Here is a 21,967-nt window from a genome sequence, read left to right as displayed (position 1 = left end):
CCGCGTCAGCGCCAGAGACGGCGACGGCGCCAGCGACGTCGGCGGTGGGGACGTGGGCGGACTGCCGGGCGGGGGGTCACCTGGGCGGGTAGGCTCGCCGGTCGGGCACCCACACCCCCGGGCGCCCGGCCGGCCGCCCGAGCCCGGGCGACCACGAAGGGCCCGTATCCCGCACAACGGGTGCGACGGCGAGGAAAGTGCAGCCATGATCAGCGTTTTTGACCTCTTCAGCGTCGGCATCGGGCCCTCCAGCTCGCACACCGTCGGGCCGATGCGCGCCGCCCGTACATTCGTCACCGGCCTCAAGGCCGACGGACTGCTCGCTGTCACCACCCGGGTGCACGCGGAACTGTTCGGCTCGCTCGGCGCCACCGGCCACGGCCACGGCAGCGACCGGGCCGTGCTGCTCGGGCTCACCGGCGAGGCGCCGGAGACGGTCGACACCGACAGCGTGGCGTCCCGGGTGGCCCGGATCCGCGAGGAGCGGCGGATCAACCTGCTCGACGCGCACGAGATCGACTTCGACCCCGACCGTGATCTTGTGCTGCACCGCCGCCGTTCGCTGCCGTACCACCCGAACGGGATGACCTTCACGGCGTACGACGAGAGCGGTGCGGAGCTGCGGGCCCGCACCTACTACTCGGTCGGCGGCGGGTTCGTGGTCGACGAGGCGGCGGCCGGCGCCGACCGGATCGTGCCCGACACCACCGCGGTCCCGTACCCCTTCCTCACCGGCGCGGAACTGCTGGAGGTCACCACCGCCACCGGGCTGTCGATCAGCGAGGTGATGCTCGCCAACGAGCTCTCCTGGCGGAGTGAGGCCGAGGTGCGCGCCGGTCTGCTGGAGATCTGGCGGGTGATGCGCGAGTGCGTCGAGCGGGGTTGCGAACGCGACGGCGTGCTGCCGGGCGGGCTGAAGGTCCGCCGCCGGGCCGCCGAGCTGCGCCGTGGGCTGGAGGCGGAAGCCGGCACCGACGACCCGCTGCGTGCGATGGACTGGGTGACCCTGTTCGCGCTGGCGGTCAACGAGGAGAACGCGGCAGGTGGCCGGGTGGTCACCGCCCCGACCAACGGTGCGGCCGGGATCATCCCCGCCGTGCTGCACTACTACACGCGGTTCGTGCCCGAGGCGTCCGAGGACGGGGTGGTGCGGTTCCTGCTGGCGGCCGGCGCGATCGGTGTGCTGTTCAAGGAGAACGCGTCGATCTCCGGCGCGGAGGTCGGCTGCCAGGGCGAGGTCGGGTCGGCCTGCTCGATGGCGGCGGCCGGGCTCGCCGAGGCGCTGGGCGGCACCCCGGAGCAGGTGGAGAACGCCGCCGAGATCGGCATGGAGCACAACCTGGGGCTGACCTGCGACCCGGTGGGGGGCCTCGTGCAGATCCCCTGCATCGAGCGCAACGCCGTGGCTAGCATCAAGGCGATCACTGCCGCCCGTCTCGCGCTGCGTGGCGACGGGGTGCACCACGTCTCGCTGGACAAGGTCATCAAGACCATGCGGGAGACCGGCGCCGACATGAAGGTCAAGTACAAGGAGACGGCACGCGGCGGTCTGGCCGTCAATGTGATCGAGTGTTGAACGTGCCGACAGGGCGATCATTCACCGACTGCTAACCTGTCGTCCGTTTACTGAGGCGGGAGGCGGCGGTGACCTCTGGGGTCGCGGCGTTGTGGTCGCACCGCAACTCCCTGCGCATCCTGGTCAAGCGCGATCTCGCGGTGAAGTACCAGCAGTCGGCGCTCGGGTACGTCTGGTCGCTCATCGAGCCGCTCGGCATGGGGGCGATCTACTGGTTCGTCTTCGGGGTGCTCTACTCGCGGGACACCGGCCGGCACCTGGGTGAGGCGGCGGAGTCGTACCCGCTGTTCCTCATCACCGGGATCTTCGCCTGGATGTGGACCAGTTCGGCGTTGAGCGAGGCGACCAACGCGCTCACCGGCCAGGCCCGGCTGATCACCACGATGAACGTGCCGCGGCAGGTCTTCCCCATCGGACGGGTCACCGGCCGGTTCGCCGAGTACGTCGCCGGCCTGCCGGTCCTCGTCGCGGTCGCGGTGGCGTACGCCGTGCACGGCCGGGTCGACCTCGGTTGGTCCCTGCTCGCCCTGCCGCTCGCCGTGCTCGTCCAGGGCACCCTGCTGTTCGGGCTGGCTCTGCTGCTCTCCGCGTTCAACGTGCTGATGCGCGACGTGGAGCGGTTCATGCGGCTGATCATCCGGGTGCTCTTCTACGCGACGCCGATCATCTATCCGCTGAGCCTGGTCCGGGATTCCGACCTGCCCGGATGGCTCAAGATCGTGTATGAGTTGAACCCGCTGGTCGGCATCTTCCAGCTGCACCACTCGATCTGGTACGCGGACGAGTTCCCGAACGCCCGCCTGCTCGCCACCACCGTGGTCGGCAGTCTGCTGGTGCTGGCCGCCGGATGGTGGTCGTTCCGTCGCCTTGAACCCGCAGTGCTCAAGGAACTCTGAGATGGGCGACGTGATCATCGAGGCGAAGGGCCTCGGCATCCGGTTCGTCCGCAACCGGCGCCGCCAGTTGCGGCTGCGAGACCTGTTCATCCACCAGGGCGGGCGGAACGCTCCGTCGGGCCAGTTCTGGCCGCTACGCGACGTGTCGTTCGCCGTACGGGCCGGCGACACGGTCGGTGTCATCGGGCGCAACGGCACCGGCAAGAGCACCCTGCTGCGGTTGATCGCCGGGGTGCTGATCCCCGACGAGGGCGACATCCGGGTGCGCGGTGACGTCGCGCCGCTGCTCGAACTCTCCGCCGGCTTCTCCAACGACCTGACCGGGCGGGAGAACCTCTACCTGGTGGGCGGCCTGCACGGGCTCTCGTCGGGCTACCTGAAGCGGCACTTCGACGACATCGTCTCGTTCGCCGGAGAGCAGGTGGAGCGGGCCATCGACACGTCGGTGCGGCACTACTCGTCCGGCATGAAGGTCCGGCTCGGCTTCGCGATCATCTCGCATCTGCCGCACCCGATCCTGCTCATGGACGAGGTGACCGCGGTCGGCGACGCCGAATTCCGGAAAAAGTGTTATGCGACGATTGACCGTCTGCTCGGGGAGGGGCGCACCTTGGTGCTGGTGTCACACAACGAAAAGGACCTGACCCGCTTCTGCCGTCGGGGGCTCTACCTCGACGGCGGGCGGCTGACCCTCGACGGGACGGTCGCCGAGGCGCTCGAGGCGTACCACGGCGCGGCACCCCGGTGACCCTCGCGATCGTGCTCGCCGGCGGCACCGCGGCGGGCCTGCCCACCCGTACCGGCGAGGCGCTCGCCGACCGGCTGGCCGCGCAGTGCCGCCGCGCCGGCGCGGATGAGGTTCGATCCGCCGCCGACCTCGACGAACTCGCCGCGCTCGTCGAGGTCGCGACCGGCCCGGTGCTGGTGACCGGCGCGGACCTGGTCGCGCACACCGCTGTGCTCCGGCACCTGGCCACCAGCCCGGTCGGCCCGACCGTGGCGCTGGTGCTCACCGACCCGCCGGCGGCCGGCCAGACGGCGGTACGCGAGGAACGCGGCCAGGTGGTCGAGGCCGGTCCGGCGGTGACGCTACCCGACGCCACGGGGGTCTTCGGTGGCGCGCTGAAGGTCGGTGCGCAGGACCTGCCCACGCTCGCCGCCGCCGCGCGCGCGGCTGCCGCGGCACCGGGGGAGGGGACGGCGGTGGACCGCCTCTTCGCCGGCCTCGCCGGCCGGGGCGTCCTGGCCTTCGCCCACCGGGTACGACTGCTCGTCGCCCACCGGGTGAACGACGCGGCCGAGCTGGCCGCCGCCGAGGCCGCGGTGGCCGCGGTCGACGAGGACCGGGCCGAGCTGCGCCTGTCGGTGAAGGAACGGGACGACTTCTTCACCACCTTCTTCGTGAGCACCTGGTCGACGTTGGTGGTGCGGGCCGCGGCCCGGCTGCGGCTCGGCCCCACCACCGTCACGATGATCTCGGTGGCGTTCGCGGTGGCGGCCGCGGTGCTCTTCGCCGTCGGGGGCCGGCCGGCGCTGGTCTCCGGGGCGGTCCTGCTCTACCTCGGGTTCGTACTCGACTGCGTGGACGGGCAGCTGGCCCGCTACACCCGCAACTTCAGCGCCTGGGGTGGCTGGCTGGACACCATGGCCGACCGGGCCAAGGAGTACGTCGTCTACGCCGGTCTCGGCTACGGCGCCACGCAGCTGGGGTTCCGCTACGGCTGGGCACTGACCATCGCGGCGATGACGTTGCAGACCGTCCGGCACATGACCGACACGTGGTACGGCGTCCTGCACGACGAGGCGGCGCGTCGGCCCCGCCAGGCTGCCGCCGCCGGTGGCATCGGTGACCGGCTGAACGCCGCCTCGACCCGGGTGCAGGCCGACACGGGTTCGGTGTCGTACTGGCTGAAGCGCACGGTGGTCTTCCCGATCGGGGAGCGGTGGGCCCTGATCGCGCTGACCGTCGCGCTGTTCAACCCGCTGGTCAGTCTGGTCGCGGTGCTGGTCTGGGGCACGCTGGCGTTCGCCTACACGGGCGCGCTGCGTACCCTCCGGGCGCGCTGGATGGGGGTGACGGTGCTGGACACCGTCGACGTCACCCTGCACCGTGACGACGGCCCGCTGGCGAGGTTGCTGCCGGGGGCGCGCGCGGTGGGGCCGCTCGCGTACGCGGTGTTCGCGGCGCTCGGCCCGGCGGCGCTGCTGGTCGCGGCGCTGGTCGCCGGGCACCCCCACGGTGGCGCGGACGGCCTGCGCTGGCTGCTGCCGGTCGCCCTGGTGGTGCTGCTGGTCGGCGGCCTCGGGGCTCGTGCCGACCACGACGGCCCGCTGGACTGGCTGGTGCCGGCCGCGTTGCGAGCCGGCGAGTACCTTTTCGCGATCGCCGCGGGAGTGCTCGGTGATGTGCCGCCCTGGCTGATCTTCGGGTACGTCCTCGTGCTCACGGTGCACCACTACGACCTCACCGCCCGGCTGGAGAAGCGGCAGCCGGCGCCGCCGCTGCACGCGGCCACGTTCGGCTGGGAGGGGCGCTCGGTGCTGCTGACCCTGGCGGCAATTGTCGGGTTCGGAAGTATTGGGATGGCTACACTCGGTACATACCTTCTCGTGGTTTTCGCGGCGAGCGTCGTCCTGGCCTGGGTCGTCCTACCCGCCCGCGCCGCGCGGGCGTCGGCGGCGCCGGTGCGGATGGAGGACGGCGTGCCGGGCTGACGGAGGGACGGCCGGATGACCCTGATCAGCTTCGTCGTACCGGCCTTCCGAGTGCAGGGCTACCTGCGTGAGTGCCTGGACTCGATCCTCGGCCAGCCCTTCACCGACCTGGAGATCATCGCTGTCGACGACTGCTCGCCGGACGACAGCGGCGAGATCATCGACGAGTACGCGGCGGGCGACCAGCGTGTCCGCGCCGTCCGGCTGACCGAGAACGTCGGGCTCGGTCCGGCCCGCAACATCGGGCTGGACCGGGCCGTCGGCGAGTACGTCTGGTTCGTCGACGGGGACGACTGGCTGGCGCCGGAGTGCCTGCCGGCGGTCGTCGAGCGGCTGCGCAGCACCCGGCCGGACGTGCTGATCGTCGATCACGTCCGCACGCACTGGAACGACACCGCCACGCGCAGCGCGATGCGCGAGGTGTTCGCCGAGCAGCCCGGGGAGGAGACGTTCCGGCTGCGCGACCGGCCGGAGACGATGCGGCTGCTGCACACCGCCTGGAACCGGGTGGTCCGCCGGCGGTTCCTGCTCGACCTCGGACTGCGCTTCGCGCCCGGCTGGTACGAGGACGTGTCGTTCAGCTACCCGGCGTTGATGGCTGCCGAGCGGATCGGCGTACTGGACCGGGTCTGCGTCAACTACCGGCAGCGTCGCGCCGGGGCGATCACCCGTACCCGAGGGGAACGGCACTTCGAGGTCTTTCCGCAGTGGCACCGTGTGTTCCGGCTGATGGACCGGTGGGGGCCGGGGGTCGACGCGCTGCGCCCGGCGGTCTTCGAGCGGATGATCTGGCACTACCTGACCGTGCTCGGCAACGGGCAGCGGATCGCCCCCGAACTGCGCCCCGCGTTCTTCGCGCAGATCACCGCCGACTACGCCCGTTGGCTGCCACCCGAGGGCTACCCGGCTCCGTCCGGGGTGGAGGGGCTGAAGCACCGGCTGGTAGCCACCGGCCGCTGGCGTACGTTCAGCGCGCTGCGCGCCGCCAACCGGGCCCGTGACGTGGCCCGCCGCTCCGCCCGTACCGCCCGACGGCGGGTGGTGCCGGTGGCCCGCCGCAACGCCAGGCGCGCCCGCGACGTGCTGCTGCGCGAGTACTACCGGGCGGAACTACGCCGGCCGATCGATCCGACGCTCGCGGTCTACGCCGCGTACTGGTACCGGGGGTTCGCCTGCAACCCCGCGGCGATCTACGAGGCGGCCCGTCGGCTCGTGCCGGGCGTACGCGGAGTCTGGATCGTCCGGCGGGACCGGGTGGCCACGCTCCCGCCCGGGGTCGAGTACGTCGTGGCCGGCACCCCGGCCTACTACCGGACGCTGGCCCGGGCCCGCTGGCTGGTCAACAACGTCAACTTCCCGGACTTCGTCCGCAAACGGCCCGGCTCGGTGCACCTGCAGACCCACCACGGCACGCCGGTGAAGGTGATGGGGCTGGACCAGCAGCGGTATCCGATCGGCGCCGGCCGGATGGACTTCGCCGGCCTGCTGCGCCGGGTGGACCGCTGGGACTACAGCGTCACCTCCAACAGCTTCTCCACCCAGATGTGGGACCGCGCGTACCCGGCGCGGTACACCACGCTGGAGGTCGGCTATCCACGCAACGACCGGCTGGTCACCGCCACGCCGGAAGACGTGCGGCGGCTGCGCGCCGAACTCGGCATCGGGCTCGCCGAGCAGGTCGTGCTCTACGCGCCGACGCACCGGGAGCACCTGCCCAACTATCGGCCGCCGTTCGACCCGGACCACTTCGTCGAGGCGCTCGGCCCATCCGGCCGGCTCTTGATGCGTAGCCACTACTTTCACGACCGGTACCGGCGACCGCGTCGTGCGGTGGACCGGCAGCAGGTCACCGACGTGAGCGCGTACCAGCGGGTGGAGGATCTTTACCTGGTCGCCGACGTGCTGATCACCGACTATTCCTCGGCGATGTTCGACTACGCCGTGCTGAACCGGCCCATCGTCATCTACGCCCCCGACTGGGAGGCTTACCGGCTGGCCCGGGGGGTCTACTTCGACATCACCGCCGAGCCGCCGGGCACGGTGGCGATGACCTTCGACGAACTGCTCGACCTGTTCCGTGCCGGTGCTGTCTCGTCGGACGCCGCGACCAGGGCGCGCCAGCGGTTCCGTGCCCGGTTCTGCACCCTGGACGACGGACACGCGGCCGAACGCGTGGTCCGGCAGGTCTTCCTGGGCGAGCCCGCCGTGCCCCGAGACCGCTGCTGACGTCCGTCCCGGCGGTAGGCGGCGTTCGGTTCGCCGCCGTGCCGGGGCTGCCGTGATCGTCGGCGGACCGGCTGCGGTCCGCTCGGCGGGTCGAGCCGTCGGCGACCTGCGGCACCACGACCACCCGCACGCCGGGCGCGACCGCGGTCGGGCTTGTCGGGGTAACTACCCGGGAGTAGCGTCTCGCCATGTCCATCGACTCACGCCAGGTGGCGGCCGGGATGCTCGAGGCCGTGCCCTTCGCCCGCACGCTCGGTTTCGAGTTCCTCGAGATCGCCCCCGAAGCCGAGGGTGGTGTCCGGGCGGTCCTCCGGTTGCCCGACACGTCGGCCACCCACAACCACGTCGGCGGCCCCCACGCCGGGGCCATGTTCACCCTCGGCGAGACCGCCTCCGGCGCGGTGGTGCTGGCCGCGTTCGGGCAGCTGCTCGACCGGGCGGTGCCGCTGGCCGTCCGGGCGGACATCGCGTACCGCAAGCTGGCCCTCGGGCCGGTACGCGCCACCGCGCGGCTGGGTCGCCCGCCCGCGGAGGTGGTCGCCGAGCTGGATGCCGGCAAGCGCCCGGAGTTCCCGGTCCAGGTCGAGATCAGCACCGACGACGGCACCCCGACGTCGGAGATGACTGTGATCTGGACGCTGCGCCCCCAGTGACCCACACCGCAATGAACCGCCCAGGCGGATCTCGACGGCCCGGAAACGGGTTTGCCGGTCCGTTCGGGTGGTTAGATTCGGAACGTGCTGGGCCTGCCTGCTGATGTGACCGCCTGCCTCTTCGATCTTGACGGTGTGCTGACGCAGACCGCCCGGGTACACAACGCGGCCTGGACCGAGACGTTCAACGCGTTCCTGCGGCAGCGGGCCACCGCCACCGGAGATCCGTACCGGCCATTCGATCCCGGGCCCGACTACAACCGCTACGTCGACGGGCGGCCCCGCGCGGACGGCGTACGGACGTTCCTGGCCTCCCGCGGGATCGTGCTCCCGGAGGGTTCGCCGGACGACCCGCCCGAGGCGGAGACGGTGAACGGGATCGGCAACCGCAAGAACGTCCTGCTCCTGCACGAGCTGCGCACCCGTGGCGTGGACGTATACCCCGGCTCGGTGGCGTACGTGAAGGCGGCGGCCGCCGCCGGGCTGCGGCGGGCCGTGGTCACGGCGAGCGCCAACGGCCGTGAGGTGGTCGCCGCCGCCGGACTGGAGCCGTTGATCGAGGCGCGGGTGGACGGACTGGTCGCCCGGGCCGAGGGCCTGCGCGGCAAGCCGGAACCGGACACCTTCCTCGCCGGGGCGCGGGCGCTCGGCGTCGACCCGTCCCGGGCGGCCGTCTTCGAGGACGCGCTCTCCGGCGTGGCCGCTGGGCGTGCCGGTGGCTTCGGCTACGTGGTGGGGGTCGACCGGGTGGGCCAGGCGGACGAGCTGCGCGCGCACGGCGCCGACGTCGTGGTCCGAGACCTGTCCGAGCTGCTGGACGAAGGGCGCGACGCATGATCAGGGAGCGGGCCTATCCGGTCGATCCGTGGCACGTCCGGGAGATCCGGCTGGACATGGACGTGCTGGCCCAGTCCGAGTCGGTCTTCGCGCTCTCCAACGGCCACATCGGTCTGCGCGGCAACCTGGACGAGGGGGAGCCGCACGGTCTGCCCGGCACCTACCTGAACTCCTTCTACGAGCTGCGCCCGTTGCCGTACGCGGAGGCCGGGTACGGCTTCCCCGAGTCCGGCCAGACCATCGTCAACGTGACAAACGGCAAGCTGATCCGGCTGCTGGTCGACGACGAGCCGCTCGACGTCCGCTACGGCGAGGTGCTCTCGCACGAGCGCATCCTCGACATGCGCGCCGGGACCCTGCACCGGGAGGTGCACTGGCGTTCGCCGTCCGGCCGCGAGGTCAAGGTCCGCACCACCCGGCTGGTCTCGTTCACCCAACGGTCGGTGGCCGCGATCAACTACGAGGTGGAGGCGGTCGGCGAGCCGCTGCGGTTGATCCTCCAGTCGGAGCTCGTCGCGAACGAGTCGCTGCCGGCGCAGAGCCGGGACCCCCGGGTGGCGGCGGTGCTCGAATCGCCGTTGCAGGCGGAGGAGGAGCTGACCACCGATGACGGCGGGCTGCTCGTCCACCGGACCAAGGTCTCCGGGCTGCGCGTCGCCGCCGCCATGGATCACGAGGTGTACGGGCCCGAGCGCACGAGCATCGAGTCCGAAGGGTACGAGGACTGGGTCCGCACCACGATCGGCTGCGTGCTCCGGCCGGGCGAGAAACTTCGGGTGGTCAAGTACCTGACGTACGGCTGGTCCAGCCGGCGGTCACTGCCGGCGCTGCGTGACCAGGTCGGCGCGGCGCTGGCCGCAGCGCGGCTCGACGGTTGGGACGGGCTCTGCCGCGACCAGCGGGCCTACCTCGACGAGTTCTGGGACGCGTCGGACGTCCGGGTCGAGGGTGACCCGGAGGTGCAGCAGGCGGTCCGCTTCGGCCTCTTCCACGTGCTCCAGGCCGGCGCCCGCGCCGAACGCCGGCCGATCTCGGCCAAGGGGCTCACCGGTCCGGGGTACGACGGGCACGCGTTCTGGGACACCGAGATGTTCGTGCTGCCGGTGCTCACCTATACCCAGCCGAGCGCGGTCCGCAACGCGCTGCACTGGCGGCACGCGACCCTCGATTCGGCCCGGGAGCGGGCCCAGACGTTGAACCTGAAGGGCGCGGCCTTCCCCTGGCGCACGATCGAGGGTCCCGAATCCTCCGGATACTGGCCGGCGGGCACCGCGGCGTTCCACATCGCCGCCGACATCGCCGACGCGCTGCGCCGGTACGTGCTGGTCACCGGGGACGACCAGCTGGAGCGCGAGATCGGTCTGGAACTGCTGGTGGAGACCGCCCGGCTGTGGCGCTCCATCGGCCACCACGACCGGCACGGCAAGTTCCACATCGACGGGGTGACCGGGCCGGACGAGTACACGGCGGTCAAGAACGACAACATCTACACCAACCTGATGGCGCAGCGGAACCTGCTCTTCGCCGCCGAGCTGGTGAACCGCTACCGGGACGACGCGGTGCACCTCGGCGTCACCGACGAGGAGGCGGCGAGCTGGCGGGACGCCGCGTCGGACATGCACCTCCCGTACGACGACGACGTCGACGTGCACCAGCAGGTGGAGGGGTTCACCCGGCTCCAGGAGTGGGACTTCCTGCACACCCCGTCGGAGAAGTACCCGCTGCTGCTGCACTACCCGTACTTCGACCTGTACCGGAAGCAGGTGATCAAGCAGTCGGACCTGGTGCTGGCCATGCACTGGCGGGGTGACGCGTTCACCCCGGAGCAGAAGCTGCGGAACTTCCTCTACTACGAGCGACGTACGGTGCGGGACTCGTCTCTGTCGGCCTGCACCCAGGCGGTGCTGGCCGTCGAGGTCGGTCACCCGGAGTTGGCGCACAGCTACCTGCGCGAAGCCGCGCTGATGGACCTGCACGACCTGAACGAGAACACCCGCGACGGTGTGCACATGGCTTCGCTCGCGGGCGCCTGGATCGCTCTGGTGGCCGGGTTCGGCGGGCTACGTGACCACGACGGCACGTTGTCGTTCGCACCCCGGCTCTCCAGCAAGCTGAGCCGCCTGGAGTTCTCGCTCCTGTGGCGGGGGCGGCGACTGCGGGTGGACGTGCGGCCGCACCAGACGACGTACGCGTTGCGCCACGCCGACCCGGACGACGTGGTCGAACTGCGCCATCACGGTCAGACCATCCGGGTCACCTGCGACGAGCCGGTGACGGTGCCGATTCCCGCGGCGCATCCCGCCGGACCGGCCCCGGAGCACCCGCCCGGCCGGTCGCCGCTGCTCCGGCTGCCGGAGACCGAGCCGTGACGGGCGGTCGGGGCGGGACGCTGCCCACCCCGACCGTGATGCCCAGGTCAGAAACGGTCACCCGTCGAGGGGCGGCCTCCCGCGTCACGCGGTGCCATCGTCCGGGGATCGTCGGCCGTACGCGCGTGGGCGGCGTTGTCCGCCCAGTCCTTGTTGCGTTCGGCCGACTGTAGCCGGCTCTCCTCCTCGGACCTCTGCTTATGTCGGGACGCCTGTTGCTGCCGGGACGTCTGCCGCTGCTGGGCCATGGTGATCCTCGCGATCCGTCGGGGCGCGGCTGCGCCGACACGGTCTGCGGTCGATCGTCGCCTACCCGACGCGCCCGTCGACAAACGCCACGGCACCGGCGGCGGCCCTGGGTCGGCAGGGCGCGGCCGCCGGCGCGCCGGCTCTCGGCCCGGCAGGCTTGCGCTGCGCCCGGCGGGGTAAGACGGTCCCCGCCGGGCGCAGTGGCCCGCGGGCGGAGGTCAGGGCATGGACGTGCGTGAGGTGACGATTCCGGTCGGAAACGTGGAGCTGGTGGCCGACGTGATCCTTCCGGCCGATTCCGTCGGGGTGGTGCTCTTCGCGCACGGCAGTGGCAGCTCCCGGCACAGTCCCCGCAATGTCGCGGTCGCCCGCATACTCAACGAACGCGCGCTCGGCACCGTGCTGGTCGACCTGCTCACGCCGGCCGAGGACGCGGTGGACTCCCGTACCGCCGAGCTGCGCTTCAACATCGAACTGCTCGCCGACCGGCTGGCGGCGATCGTCGACTGGCTGGGCGCCGAGCAGGCGACACGCGGCCTTCCGATCGGTCTCTTCGGTGCCAGCACCGGCGCTGCCGCGGCACTGGTCAGCGCGGCGGCCCGGCCCGGGCAGGTGGATGCGGTGGTCTCCCGCGGAGGCCGGCCGGACCTGGCCCGCTCCGCGCTCGCCGCGGTACGCGCCCCGACCCTGCTGCTCGTGGGCGGCCTCGACGACGAGGTGATCGCCCTCAACGAGCAGGCACGCGCTCAACTGTCCGGCACGGTCGAGCTGCACATCGTGCCCGGCGCCACCCACCTCTTCGAGGAACCCGGCACCCTCGACCAGGTCACGGCCGCCGCCGGTGACTGGTTCACCAGGCACCTCACCCGCTGACCAGTTTGCCGTCGCAGGCCCTGGGAAGACATCAGGTTCGATGCCCGGACCGAGGAGGTATGCCGTGAGTGACTTCATGGACAAGGCCAAGGATTTCGCGAACAAGCACGACAAGCAGATCGACCGGGCGCTGGAAAAGGGCGGCGAGATGGCCAACAAACGCACCGGCGGCAAGTACGACGACCAGATCGACAAGGCCGTCGACCGGGCCCAGGCGCGTACCGGTGAGGGCGACCAGGCGCGCTGAGGCGAAACGCCGTTCCCGGGGTGCCGTGTCACGGCTCCCCGGGAAGCTCCTGTCCGGACGGATTTGTCGCCCCGGACGTCGCACGGTGGCGAGAATCGCCCGAACGTCGCGGGCAAGAGCGGCCGCGACCAACGATTCGCCTGTCCCGGGCGGGGTAACTACCGTCATGACCGACGACCGTCCTGAGCAGGAACCCGAACGGTCGCCACTGGGCATGGCCGCCGCACAGAGCGGCAAGCACCTCCGGCACGCCCGGCGCCGTGGTGGCGAGGAGGGCAAGGCGCGGATGCGCCAACTGGAGGTCATCCTCGTGATCGCGGTGCAGGCCGGGCTCGCCGCGGCGCTCGCCACCCTCATCGCGCAGACGTTGTTCGGCAGCGGTATGCACGTGTTCGCCCCTGCGGCCGCCGTCGCCACCATCGCATCCGCGATCGGGCAGCGCGCCCGGCGCACCTTCGAGTTGCTGGGCGGGGTGGGGCTCGGCATCGTGATCGGCGACCTGCTGCGCTACTTCCTCGGTATCGGCGCCTGGCAGACCGGGCTGGTGGTGGGCCTGGCGATCGCGACCGCGCTGCTGGTGGCCGGCCGGGGCGGCGCGCTGGTCGGCCAGGCGGGTGGTACGGCCGTCCTGATCTCCACACTGACCCCGATGGAGGGCAATCTCGAACTGCCCCGGATCTTCGACGCGCTGATCGGGGGCGGGATCGGTCTGGTCGTCGTCGTGCTGCTGCTGCCCGTCAACCCGATCCGGGTGCTGGACCGGGCGGCGTCACCGGTCTTCTCGGCGATCGCCGACCAACTCGGTGAGATCGGCGTCGCCCTTCGGCAGCGTGACGCGGACCGGTCGATCCGATCCCTGGAGCGGGTGCGCGGCCTCGAAGCCGACATCGGCCGGTTGAACGAGGCGCTGAGCGGGGCGGAGGAGGTGGTCACGCTGGCCCCGGCACGCTGGCACCGGCGAAGGCAGTTCCACCGGTACGCCAACAGCCTGACGCACGTCGAACGGCTGGTGCTGAACGTCCGGGTCATGGCGAGACGGTCGGCGACCGCCATCCAGTACAAGGAACCCATTCCGGACGAGCTACCTGGCGCCTTCGTGCGGCTGTCCGAATCGGTGCTGAAGATGCGCGAGGAGTGCCGGCTGGACGACAAACCCGAGCGGACCCGGGCGCTCGTCCTGGAGGCCGCCGACCTCGCCGGCCGGGCGTGGGCGCACGGCGTCCACTCGTTCGGCGACACCCTGACCACCGATCTCCGGGCCAGCGCCAGCGACCTGCTCCGGGCCACCGGTTACGAGCCCGCCGAAGCGAACCGGCTCGTTCGTACGGCGGCCGCTGCCGGGCAGCACTCGATTCGTCCGTTGGTGCACCGCCGGCTGCACCGGGCCGCCAAGCGGAACTTCTCCACCAGGGACGCCCGATTGTCCCGTCGCTCTTCGTTGCGTACCAGCAACCGGGCCAGGAGAACGCGGAGCACCGGGCGCCCCCGCAGGAGCAGCCCGGCGCGGTGATGCTCGGATCAGGCGGAGTAGCCGCGCTCCGCGATCCAGTTGGCGACCTTGGCGAGGGGCATCCAGTACTCGCTGTCGGCCGGGTCGGCCGGGTCGGCGATCCGGATGCTGTCGCCGCCGTCCCGGTAGCCGATCAGGGTCACGTAGTGGCCACCCTCGTACGAGTGCGGAACGCCGTTGGTGTCCACGGCCGTGCCCTTGACGTTCGCCACCACCGGACGCCCGTCGTCGAGCGCCTTCATCGCGTCGGTACGCAGACGCTCCACCTCGCTCGGCTTGGCCGTCGAGTCCGGAATCTCGGTGGTCCGGTACCTGCCGCCGGTCAGCTGGTTGAGCACCCGGGTGGTGTCCAGGGCGGACGGGGTGCCCGCCTCGGTGGTGCCCAGCAGTGCGGCGACGTCGTCCTGCGAGATCTCCTTGCCCTGCGCGGAGAGCGCGATCCGCGTCGCGGCGGGTCCGCAGTAGAAGAAGTTCGGCTGGGCCTGGTAGTCCACGTTCACGAGGCGCTCGGCCCGCCGGTCGTGGCCACCCTTGTCGGCCTGCGCGGACGTGGCCGTGGGCCCGGTCTGGGGCGGGGCGGCGGGTGCGGCCACCGCGGGACCCAGCGCGCACCCGCCGGCGACGAGCAGGCCGGCCACGGAGAGACCGCTCTTGTGAAGGATGGGGTTCATGGGTCGGGCTCCAATCGGGGGTGGCGCCTCCGATGGAGGCGCACGCACCGGGACAGGGGGCTCGGCTCAGCTGCGGAACGACGCGCGGACCGTACGGCCCACGGGCGTCCCGCGGTTGTAACGGCCCTGCTCCGGCCGGCATTCCGGCGGCCGGCGACCCCGGTGCCCGCGTCCCGTTACGCACTTTCGGGCGTCCCGCACGTACTTGTCGGCGTTTTGCGAAGGGACGTCCTTCGTGTCACACGCTGTCGGTGTCGCGTTCCGTCAGATCGCGACCAGATCGCGCCACAAGATCATGCTGCAACAGGGAAATAGTGGCGTCCCTGCGATCGGAGGCCACTATTTCCTAGATCAAGCGCGATCTTGCCGCGCTGGTGCGGCGCGCCCGTACGATCTTGCGGGGTAGGCGACATCGTGGCGCGCGGGCGTGGCGCACCGCGCGGCATATTTCACAAACTGCCCAAGACCCGGGTGACGGTGACCTCGACGACGACCCGCTCCGGATTGGGACGCGGGGTGCGATAACGCTCCGCGTACCGGCGTTCCGCCTCGGCGACCGCGGCCGCGTCCGTCCGTACGACCGCGCGGCCCTCGATGGTGAGCCAGCGGCGGCCGTCGACATGGCAGAGCGCCACCGGTGCGCCCTGAGGGCCGGCAGCGGCGACGTGCCGAGCCTTGCGGGAAGCGGCCGAGGTGATCACCCGGGCGAGGCCGGACGCCGGGTCCAGCGTCACCCCGACCGGCACCACGTGCGGGGTACCGTCCGGGCGGAGCGTGGTGAGCGTGGCGAGGTGCCGTTCCCGGCAGAAGGCGACGACCCGGTCGTCACGTACGTCCAACAGGTGCGCCCCCGGCATCTCCGTCCCCCGCCTCCCGCCGTCGACCGATCATGGAACGGGCCGGCGGTCGTGCCCGGTCCCCGGTGGAGCGTACGGCTGACCCGGCAGCTGGCGCGCGGCCGCCCGGTGCTTCTGGACCAGCCGGGTGAGGTAGAACAGCGTGCCGGCGAGGATGCCCATGTCGTCCAGGTAGATCGGATCGGGCAGCAGGTCGATCGGGAAGATCGTGTAGAGGAGCGCGCCGTAGAGCGCCAGCTTGCCGCTCGCGCCGAGCGAGGTGAGCAGGCGATGCGTCCGTACCACCCGGACGGCCAGCACCACGACGCCGACCAGCGTCGCGAGCAGCACGATGCCAGCGATGACGAGGACGACGATCCACGCTTCCCGGGACATGCGGTCACGCTAACCCAATCGGGCCGCGCCCACCCGATGCCGGGCCATCGACCACCACGTACCGGCGGACGACGCCCCGGCCCGGCTGCCTTCACCGCGTGCGCCTCCCGGCGGCAGCGCTGCTCAGTACGCCGGCACGGCCGCCCGGCCCCGCGCCACGACCTGGTTCTCCCGCGTCTGCTCCGCCGGCTGGGCGACCTCGCTCAGCGGCAGCACCGACTGGGCGTCCTCGACCCGGCGGCCGGTGGCGGCGAACGCCTCCTCCCGGAGGCTCCGGGCCGCCGCGACAGCGCGCTCGGCCTCCCGCCACGCGGCCTGCTCCTGCTCCCGTGCCGCCTGGTGGCGGGCGAGGAGGTTGTCGCGTACCGCCCGGCGCAGCACCAACTCCTGTTCCACCGGGTGCAGTCGCGGGTCCCAGCCGTTGCGGTGCGCGAACACGTCGCTGAGCTGCTCGACGGAGAGTTCCCGCTGCCAGTACGCGTCCAGCGCCGCACGGTGCAGGTAGCGCTCACGGTCGACGTACTCGGACGGGGTGCGGGCGGTACGCGGGAGCGGCATGGCAGCGGCGGCGCTCAGCCGGCGTACGTCCGCCTCGGCGGCCTCGTACGCCTGCCAGGCCACCTCGACCGCCTCCTGCGCGGCGAGCCACTCCGCGCGCTGCCGTTGCGCGGTGGCGGTGGCGCGCTCGGCGGCCACGGCGACCTCCTGCGAGTAACGGGTCCGCTCGCGCTCCTCCTCGGCGAGTTCGAGCGGGCTCGGCATGGCTGCGCTCCGGACCCGCTTGGCGGCGTCGATCGCGAGCCGGCCCGGCCGGAGCAGCAGGGCGGCGACGGCGACGCCCACGACGGCGAGCAAACTCAGCCAGATCACGGCGGCGCGGGGCACATCGGGCAGGACGGCGGAGAGGACGGTCTGCATCATCTGCACCTCGTGGTCGGTGTCGGAAGTGAACGATCTGACCCGCTGGTGAGCGGAATGACGACTGGGTGGAGGGTTCCGTCCGACGTCGCGACACGTCGTCGGGAGGACCGGTCGGGCCCGGTGCGGTGCGGGCACGGCGGGCATCCGATACGACGGACGGGCGCGGCGGCCGCGAAGCCGGGGCGACGGGCCGTTCAGCCCCCGCGAGCCGAGACCGGGAGTGACGTCGGTCAGGGTCTGGGCGGGGCCGTCGGAGCCGGGGCGGATGACCCTCGGGTCAGGCGAGCGGCGGACCGCGGCGACCGGGCGTGACCCGGCCGGCGTCCAAGGCCGTGGACGTTTCGGGCGCCGGCGTCATGGTGCCGGCGGCCGGGGTGGCGAGGATCGGCCCGCGGACCGGACGACGCACGGGAGTGTCGGTCGGGGACAGCCGCTCGGCCACCGGCGCGACCTCGGGCCGCAGCACTTCGACCTGGCTGCTGACCACGTTGGGCTGCAGCTGGGCGACGGTGGCCGGTGGCCCGGCCGGTGCTGGGGCGGCGGCACCCAGCCCGACGGTGAGTGCGAGCGCGGCCACGGCAAGGCGGGTCATCTCGCCCAACGAACGCAGCGCGGCCCGCCAGGTGGGGCGAGCGGACGCTACGGACATCACGTGACTAACCTATCGCTCTCGGCCGCCGGGCGCAGCACGACGGGGCACCGGGATCACGTGACCGTGCCCACCCCTCCCGTTTGGACGGACGCCCGCGGCTGGAGCTACTCGTTCCCGCCCGAGGGCTTCCCGGTGCTGGCGCCGCCAGCGCCGCTCGTGCCGCTCGCGCCGGCCTCGGTCGGGCTGGCGGCCGTCGTGCTGGTGGGGGCCGGGCTGGCCTCGGTCGTGCTGGTGGGGGCCGGGCTGCCGGCCGTCGTGCCGGTGCCGGCCGCGTCGGAGGCGGTGGGCAGCTCGGTGAAGAGGGCGAGCAGGGCACCCACCTCTTGGTCGGCCTCGGCCGGGTGGCGGAACCGGCCGGCCGGGTTGATCGTGTACTCGTTGCGACGCCCCACCCGGGTGCGGCTGAGGTAACCGCCGGCCTCCAGGTCGGCGACGATCGCGTGGGCGGCCCGCTCGGTGACCCCCACCTCGTGGGCGACGTCCCGCAGCCTTGCGGTGGGGTTGCGGGCGATGGCCAGCAGCACGTGTCCGTGATTGGTGAGGAAAGTCCAATTTCGGGGGCTGCCGTACCCGCTTTCGGTCGTCGCCATGGCCGTCATCGTAGGGCCCGAGCCCGGCCATCCGGTTCCATCGATCCGCGGATGCATGGTCAACCCGGGTTGCTCGAAGTCCGGGCATCGGGACGCCGCGACATCAACGCGGTCGAGCCGATCACGGGGCGAGCGTTGCTCGACGGCGGGCCGGGCCATTCGAATGTCCGCGAATACCTGAAACGCAAATCACGTATACCTTGACGTGTCTTCGGGTGGGTGTGACCGTGGATCGGGAACCCGCGGCGGTGACTGTGGGTCGTCAATTCGATCGCGTAGAGAAGTCGAGGTGCGGGGATGAGCGGACCCGAAGCGCCGATCCTGCGTCCGGAGCAGGCACTGGCCGAGCTGATCGCGGGTAACCACCGCTTCGTCACCGGCACCCCGAGCCACCCCAACCAGGACGCCGGCCACCGGGCCGCGCTCGCCGACGAGCAGCACCCGTTCGCGGTGATCGTCGGCTGCTCCGACTCGCGCCTCGCCGCTGAGATCATCTTCGACCGTGGGCTGGGCGACCTCTTCGTGGTGCGTACGGCCGGGCACACCACCGGACCGGAGGTGCTGGGCAGCGTCGAGTACGCGGTCACCGTGCTGAATGCGCCGCTGGTCGTGGTGCTCGGACACGACTCGTGCGGTGCAGTGCGGGCGGCCCGGGAGTCCCTCGCCACCGGCACGCAGCCGCCCGGCCATCTGGACGCGGTGGTGGACGCCGTGCTACCCAGCCTCCGCCGCGCCGAGGCCGAAGGTGTCGACGACCTGGGTCGCATCATCGACATCCACATCGCGCAGACCGTCGAGGCCCTGCTCGACAACTCCGCCGTGCTGGCCGCCGAGGTCGCGGCCGGGCGGTGCGCCGTGGTCGGCATGTCGTACCGGCTGGCGGCCGGTGAGGTCCACCAGGTCGCCGGGGAGATCTCCGCCGCTGCCGGTTCCGATCCGGCGCCGGCCGCGTCGCTGGGTTGACCCCGTAGTCAACCGCGCCGCCGGGCTCACACCTCCCGGGCAGAGCAAAGGGCCGCCCCGCGACTGCGGGGCGGCCCTTTCCGTTCCAGCCGGTCGCTAGAGGAGCGACATGTGTACGTGGTCCGTGTGGTTGGACGGGCCGCTGTAGGACTTCCAGCCTGTGGCCGGGAACCAGATCTGCCGGTTCCAGATCACGTAGTAGATGCCCAGCCGGTCGGCGTTGCGGATGAGGAACGCCGCCACGTTGTTGCCGTACATCCGGGTGTCGTCGTTGTGCCAGGGGGAGAAGCCGCTCTTCTGCAGTGACCAGTCGCAGGCCCGCCCCTTCGGGTGCTCCCACGGGCCTCCCGGCCGGTAGCAGCCGACGAACCGGTTGAAGCCGGCCCGCTTGACCTCCTTGTACGCGTGCAGCGTGCGCGGCGTGATGCAGCCCGAGGTGGTCGGGTCGTTCTCGCTGCACGACTCCGGTTTCCAGTCGCCGTCGGCGGTGCGGCCGGGGCCGATCCTGGCCACCGGCGAGGTGGCCGAGACCAGGCCGCCGGTGAATCCCTTACCGCCGACGAGCGCCAGCGCCTTCTCCGCCTCGCGCTTCTGCTTGGCCATGACGGCGGCCTGCTTCTGCTGCTCGCGGACCTCGGCGTCGATGGCTAGCTTGGCGAGCTCGGCGCGGTGCTTGACCTCGTTGATCCGGGCGAGCTTCTGCGAGTTGACCATGTTGAGCTCGTCGAGCCCCATCACCCGTTCGACGAAGGAGTCCGGGTCGTTGCTCGTCAGCAGCATGCCGACCGCGCCCATCCGCCCGGTGCGGTACGACTGGGCCGCGATCTGGCCGACCTGCGGCGCCAACGCGCTCAACTCGGCCTCGGCCTGCTTGACGTCCAGGCCCAGCTGCAGCTGGCGCTTCTTGGACTTCTCCAGCCTGGCCTTGGCGGCGGTGTAGTTGCGGTTCGTCGTCTCGACGACGTCGGTGAGCAGCGGAGGATCGTCGTCCTCGTGCCCGGACGGGGTGGCGGGCTTGGGCGCGGCGGACACCGGGAGGGGCCCGGCGAGCACAGCCAGCGCGGCGAACACGGCCACCACAGGTGTCAACCAGCGGCGTAGGGGTGCCGTCACAGTGTTCCCTTCCGTCGACCGCCGACCGGGTTAGCTGACGGGTTCGGGGCGGAAGTGGCCCCTACCGCGGACGCGGATTCACCCCAGGTACCTGGGTTCCCGGTTCGCCGTACGGCGATTGGGCGGTGGTACCGCAGGCGCCGCTGCGCGCCTTCGGCGGTAACCGGCAGCGAGGTTACCTGAGAGTCGGCGCGGGGATCTACGCCCGGATGCCGACTAAAAGCGTCATTTCGCCATAGCGCTGGGTAACGAGTGACGCAGGTATCGCGCCGTCGAGCCCGCGTGGTCACGTTGAGGAGTGTCACCATGCGCTGTCCGTTCTCCCGTCCGGGTCGGGCCGGCCGCCGGAGGCGGCGGGGGGTGGGTTCGGGGGCGGACCGGGCCGGGCGGCGCTCAACGCCTCCAGCACGTCGGTCCGGTCGAATCCGGGGCGAGCGGTCGGGCTGACCGGGGCGGGCTCGTCCCCGGCCAGCGCGGTGACGGACCGTCCGGCCGTGGTGACGATCGCGGCCAGGCCGGTGGTGAGCGGAACGGCGGCGATCAGCCCGAGCGTCGCGACCGCGCTGCGGACGATCTCCTGGGCGAGGAATTCGCTGGTGAGAATCTGGCTCACCGGGCGCGAGTCGGCGGTGAGCAGGAGCAGCAGCGGCAGCGAGGCGCCCGCGTACGCGAGCACGATGGTGTTCACGGTGGACGCGATGTGGGCGCGGCCGACCCTGGTCGCGGCCCGGTAGAGCTGGAGTCGGGACAGCCCGGGATTCGCGTGGGCCAACTCGGTGACCGTGGCCGCCTGGGTGACCGTGACGTCGTCGAGCACCCCGAGCGACCCGATGATGATCCCGGCCAGCAGTAGGCCGCGCAGGTCCACGTCGCTCTGGAACATCGACAGGGTGAGGGCGTCCTCGCTGCCGAACCCGGTGAGGTGGGCGGCGGCGGTGGCCAGGGCACCGAGGACGCCGGTGAGTACCAGGCTGCCGAGGGTGCCGAGGACGGCGACCGAGGTCTGCGCGGTCACACCATGCGTCAGGTAGAGCACCACGAACATGATCAGCGCGGCGCCGACCACGGCGACCAGCAGCGGCGGGTGCCCCGCGCCGATCCCGGGGAGCACGAAGGTGAGCAGGATGCCGAAGCTCGCGGCGAGACCCGCGAGCGCGGCCAGGCCCCGCCACCGGCCGAACGCGACGATCGCGGCGGCGAAGATCAGCGCCAGCCAGCCGAGCGGCTCGCCGCGCTGATGCTCGGCGACGTTCCAACTCGACGACGACGGGTCGGCCGGATCGGTCAGCTCCACCACGACCACCTCGTCACCGGCCTCGACAGCGGGTGCCCCCGGGCCTTCCGGGATCGGTGCCTCGACCTGTTGACCGGCGGCCGGGCCGTTCTCCACGCGTACGGTCACGGTGCCGCACCGCGTCGGCTGCCCACCGGGCGTGTCCTCCGGCGTCTCGGCCGGGCTCGGGCAGGCTTCGCTCACCACCCGGGTGACGGTGCCGTGGTACCGGGCCGGGTCGCCGCCACCGTCCACCTCCGGTGCGTTCCGCGGCCAGAGCAGCACGGCGGCGACCACGGTGGCGACGACGAGCGGCACCACCGTGACGAGGAGGACCCGCCGCACCCCCGGCGGGGCGGGCGGCGTGGGACGGGTGTGCTCGGCGCCCATCACGAATCTCC

Annotated in this window: 19 protein-coding genes, 2 pseudogenes and 1 riboswitch; of the genes and pseudogenes, 12 read left to right on the top strand and 9 right to left on the bottom strand. The window is 71.9% G+C overall.

All coding sequences use genetic code 11. The annotated features are described in order from the left end of the window. The first annotated feature begins 205 nt into the window (after window positions 1–205). The 8 genes and pseudogenes from BXA10_RS13865 (at window position 206) to BXA10_RS13830 (ending at window position 11,272) form a co-directional block, all read left to right on the top strand. Entirely contained in the window at window positions 206–1,576 is a 1,371-nt protein-coding gene (locus BXA10_RS13865) for an L-serine ammonia-lyase (protein ID WP_076470738.1), read from the top strand. Window positions 1,577–1,644: 68 nt separating this feature from the next. After that, entirely contained in the window at window positions 1,645–2,472 is an 828-nt protein-coding gene (locus BXA10_RS13860) for an ABC transporter permease (protein WP_076470737.1), read from the top strand. A 1-nt stretch (window position 2,473) separates the two neighbouring features. Next, complete coding sequence (locus tag BXA10_RS13855; protein ID WP_076470736.1) at window positions 2,474–3,220, top strand: ABC transporter ATP-binding protein; 747 nt, start codon at window positions 2,474–2,476, stop codon at window positions 3,218–3,220. Then, window positions 3,217–5,183 (top strand): annotated as a pseudogene (locus BXA10_RS13850) (DUF5941 domain-containing protein); the annotation flags it as partial. The gene BXA10_RS13855 and the pseudogene BXA10_RS13850, both read left to right, overlap by 4 nt. Before the next feature lie 19 nt (window positions 5,184–5,202). After that, a complete protein-coding gene (locus tag BXA10_RS13845; RefSeq protein ID WP_076470734.1) occupies window positions 5,203–7,413 on the top strand; it encodes a bifunctional glycosyltransferase/CDP-glycerol:glycerophosphate glycerophosphotransferase in 2,211 nt (736 codons plus the stop codon). A 188-nt stretch (window positions 7,414–7,601) separates the two neighbouring features. Continuing rightward, entirely contained in the window at window positions 7,602–8,066 is a 465-nt protein-coding gene (locus BXA10_RS13840) for a DUF4442 domain-containing protein (RefSeq protein ID WP_076470733.1), read from the top strand. 84 nt (window positions 8,067–8,150) lie between these two features. Beyond that, window positions 8,151–8,903, top strand: a complete 753-nt coding sequence (locus BXA10_RS13835; RefSeq protein ID WP_076470732.1) for an HAD family hydrolase — start codon at window positions 8,151–8,153, stop codon at window positions 8,901–8,903. After that, the gene (locus BXA10_RS13830; RefSeq protein WP_076470731.1) at window positions 8,900–11,272 is read left to right on the top strand and encodes a glycoside hydrolase family 65 protein; all 2,373 of its coding nucleotides are present in this window, start codon (window positions 8,900–8,902) and stop codon (window positions 11,270–11,272) included. Before BXA10_RS13835 ends, BXA10_RS13830 begins: the two co-directional genes overlap by 4 nt. A gap of 47 nt (window positions 11,273–11,319) precedes the next feature. On the opposite strand, the gene BXA10_RS13825 is transcribed toward BXA10_RS13830, so the two are convergent. Next, entirely contained in the window at window positions 11,320–11,520 is a 201-nt protein-coding gene (locus tag BXA10_RS13825; protein ID WP_076470730.1) for a hypothetical protein, read from the bottom strand. A 226-nt stretch (window positions 11,521–11,746) separates the two neighbouring features. On the opposite strand from BXA10_RS13825, the gene BXA10_RS13820 reads away from it, so the two are divergent. From BXA10_RS13820 to BXA10_RS13810, 3 genes are all read left to right on the top strand, one after another. Then, the gene (locus tag BXA10_RS13820; RefSeq protein ID WP_076470729.1) at window positions 11,747–12,394 is read left to right on the top strand and encodes a dienelactone hydrolase family protein; all 648 of its coding nucleotides are present in this window, start codon (window positions 11,747–11,749) and stop codon (window positions 12,392–12,394) included. Between the two features lie 64 nt (window positions 12,395–12,458). Beyond that, window positions 12,459–12,641, top strand: coding sequence for an antitoxin (locus BXA10_RS13815; RefSeq protein ID WP_076470728.1), 183 nt, complete (start codon window positions 12,459–12,461; stop codon window positions 12,639–12,641). A gap of 166 nt (window positions 12,642–12,807) precedes the next feature. Further along, on the top strand, window positions 12,808–14,151 hold the full coding sequence (locus tag BXA10_RS13810) for an FUSC family protein (protein ID WP_076470727.1): 1,344 nt from the start codon (window positions 12,808–12,810) through the stop codon (window positions 14,149–14,151). Window positions 14,152–14,159: 8 nt separating this feature from the next. On the opposite strand, the gene BXA10_RS13805 is transcribed toward BXA10_RS13810, so the two are convergent. The 6 genes and pseudogenes from BXA10_RS13805 to BXA10_RS13780 form a co-directional block, all read right to left on the bottom strand. Next, the gene (locus tag BXA10_RS13805) at window positions 14,160–14,822 is read right to left on the bottom strand and encodes a C39 family peptidase (protein WP_076470726.1); all 663 of its coding nucleotides are present in this window, start codon (window positions 14,820–14,822) and stop codon (window positions 14,160–14,162) included. A gap of 449 nt (window positions 14,823–15,271) precedes the next feature. Further along, window positions 15,272–15,679 carry a pyridoxamine 5'-phosphate oxidase family protein gene (locus BXA10_RS13800; protein WP_076470725.1) on the bottom strand — a complete coding sequence of 136 codons (408 nt, stop codon included), beginning with the start codon at window positions 15,677–15,679 and terminating at the stop codon, window positions 15,272–15,274. A 30-nt stretch (window positions 15,680–15,709) separates the two neighbouring features. After that, window positions 15,710–16,054 (bottom strand): YkvA family protein, encoded by a 345-nt coding sequence (locus BXA10_RS13795; RefSeq protein WP_076470724.1) that lies wholly within the window; start codon window positions 16,052–16,054, stop codon window positions 15,710–15,712. A 123-nt stretch (window positions 16,055–16,177) separates the two neighbouring features. Next, window positions 16,178–16,972, bottom strand: a complete 795-nt coding sequence (locus tag BXA10_RS13790) for a hypothetical protein (RefSeq protein ID WP_076470846.1) — start codon at window positions 16,970–16,972, stop codon at window positions 16,178–16,180. 280 nt (window positions 16,973–17,252) lie between these two features. Beyond that, entirely contained in the window at window positions 17,253–17,624 is a 372-nt protein-coding gene (locus BXA10_RS13785; protein WP_139337992.1) for a hypothetical protein, read from the bottom strand. A gap of 287 nt (window positions 17,625–17,911) precedes the next feature. Then, window positions 17,912–18,226 (bottom strand): annotated as a pseudogene (locus BXA10_RS13780) (helix-turn-helix transcriptional regulator); the annotation flags it as partial. A 288-nt stretch (window positions 18,227–18,514) separates the two neighbouring features. Between BXA10_RS13780 and BXA10_RS13775 the strand changes: the two are divergent. Continuing rightward, a complete protein-coding gene (locus tag BXA10_RS13775; protein WP_076470722.1) occupies window positions 18,515–19,180 on the top strand; it encodes a carbonic anhydrase in 666 nt (221 codons plus the stop codon). A 96-nt stretch (window positions 19,181–19,276) separates the two neighbouring features. On the opposite strand, the gene BXA10_RS13770 is transcribed toward BXA10_RS13775, so the two are convergent. Together BXA10_RS13770 and BXA10_RS13765 are read right to left on the bottom strand one after the other, a co-directional pair. Then, a complete protein-coding gene (locus tag BXA10_RS13770) occupies window positions 19,277–20,293 on the bottom strand; it encodes a coiled-coil domain-containing protein (protein WP_076470721.1) in 1,017 nt (338 codons plus the stop codon). A 4-nt stretch (window positions 20,294–20,297) separates the two neighbouring features. Next, window positions 20,298–20,428, bottom strand: a riboswitch (cyclic di-AMP (ydaO/yuaA leader). 166 nt (window positions 20,429–20,594) lie between these two features. After that, on the bottom strand, window positions 20,595–21,956 hold the full coding sequence (locus BXA10_RS13765; RefSeq protein WP_076470720.1) for a YibE/F family protein: 1,362 nt from the start codon (window positions 21,954–21,956) through the stop codon (window positions 20,595–20,597). Window positions 21,957–21,967: the final 11 nt, after the last annotated feature.

Source organism: Micromonospora avicenniae (assembly GCF_900156065.1).
Taxonomy (GTDB): Bacteria; Actinomycetota; Actinomycetes; order Mycobacteriales; family Micromonosporaceae; genus Micromonospora; species Micromonospora avicenniae.
This window is presented reverse-complemented; position numbering and strand designations above follow the sequence as displayed.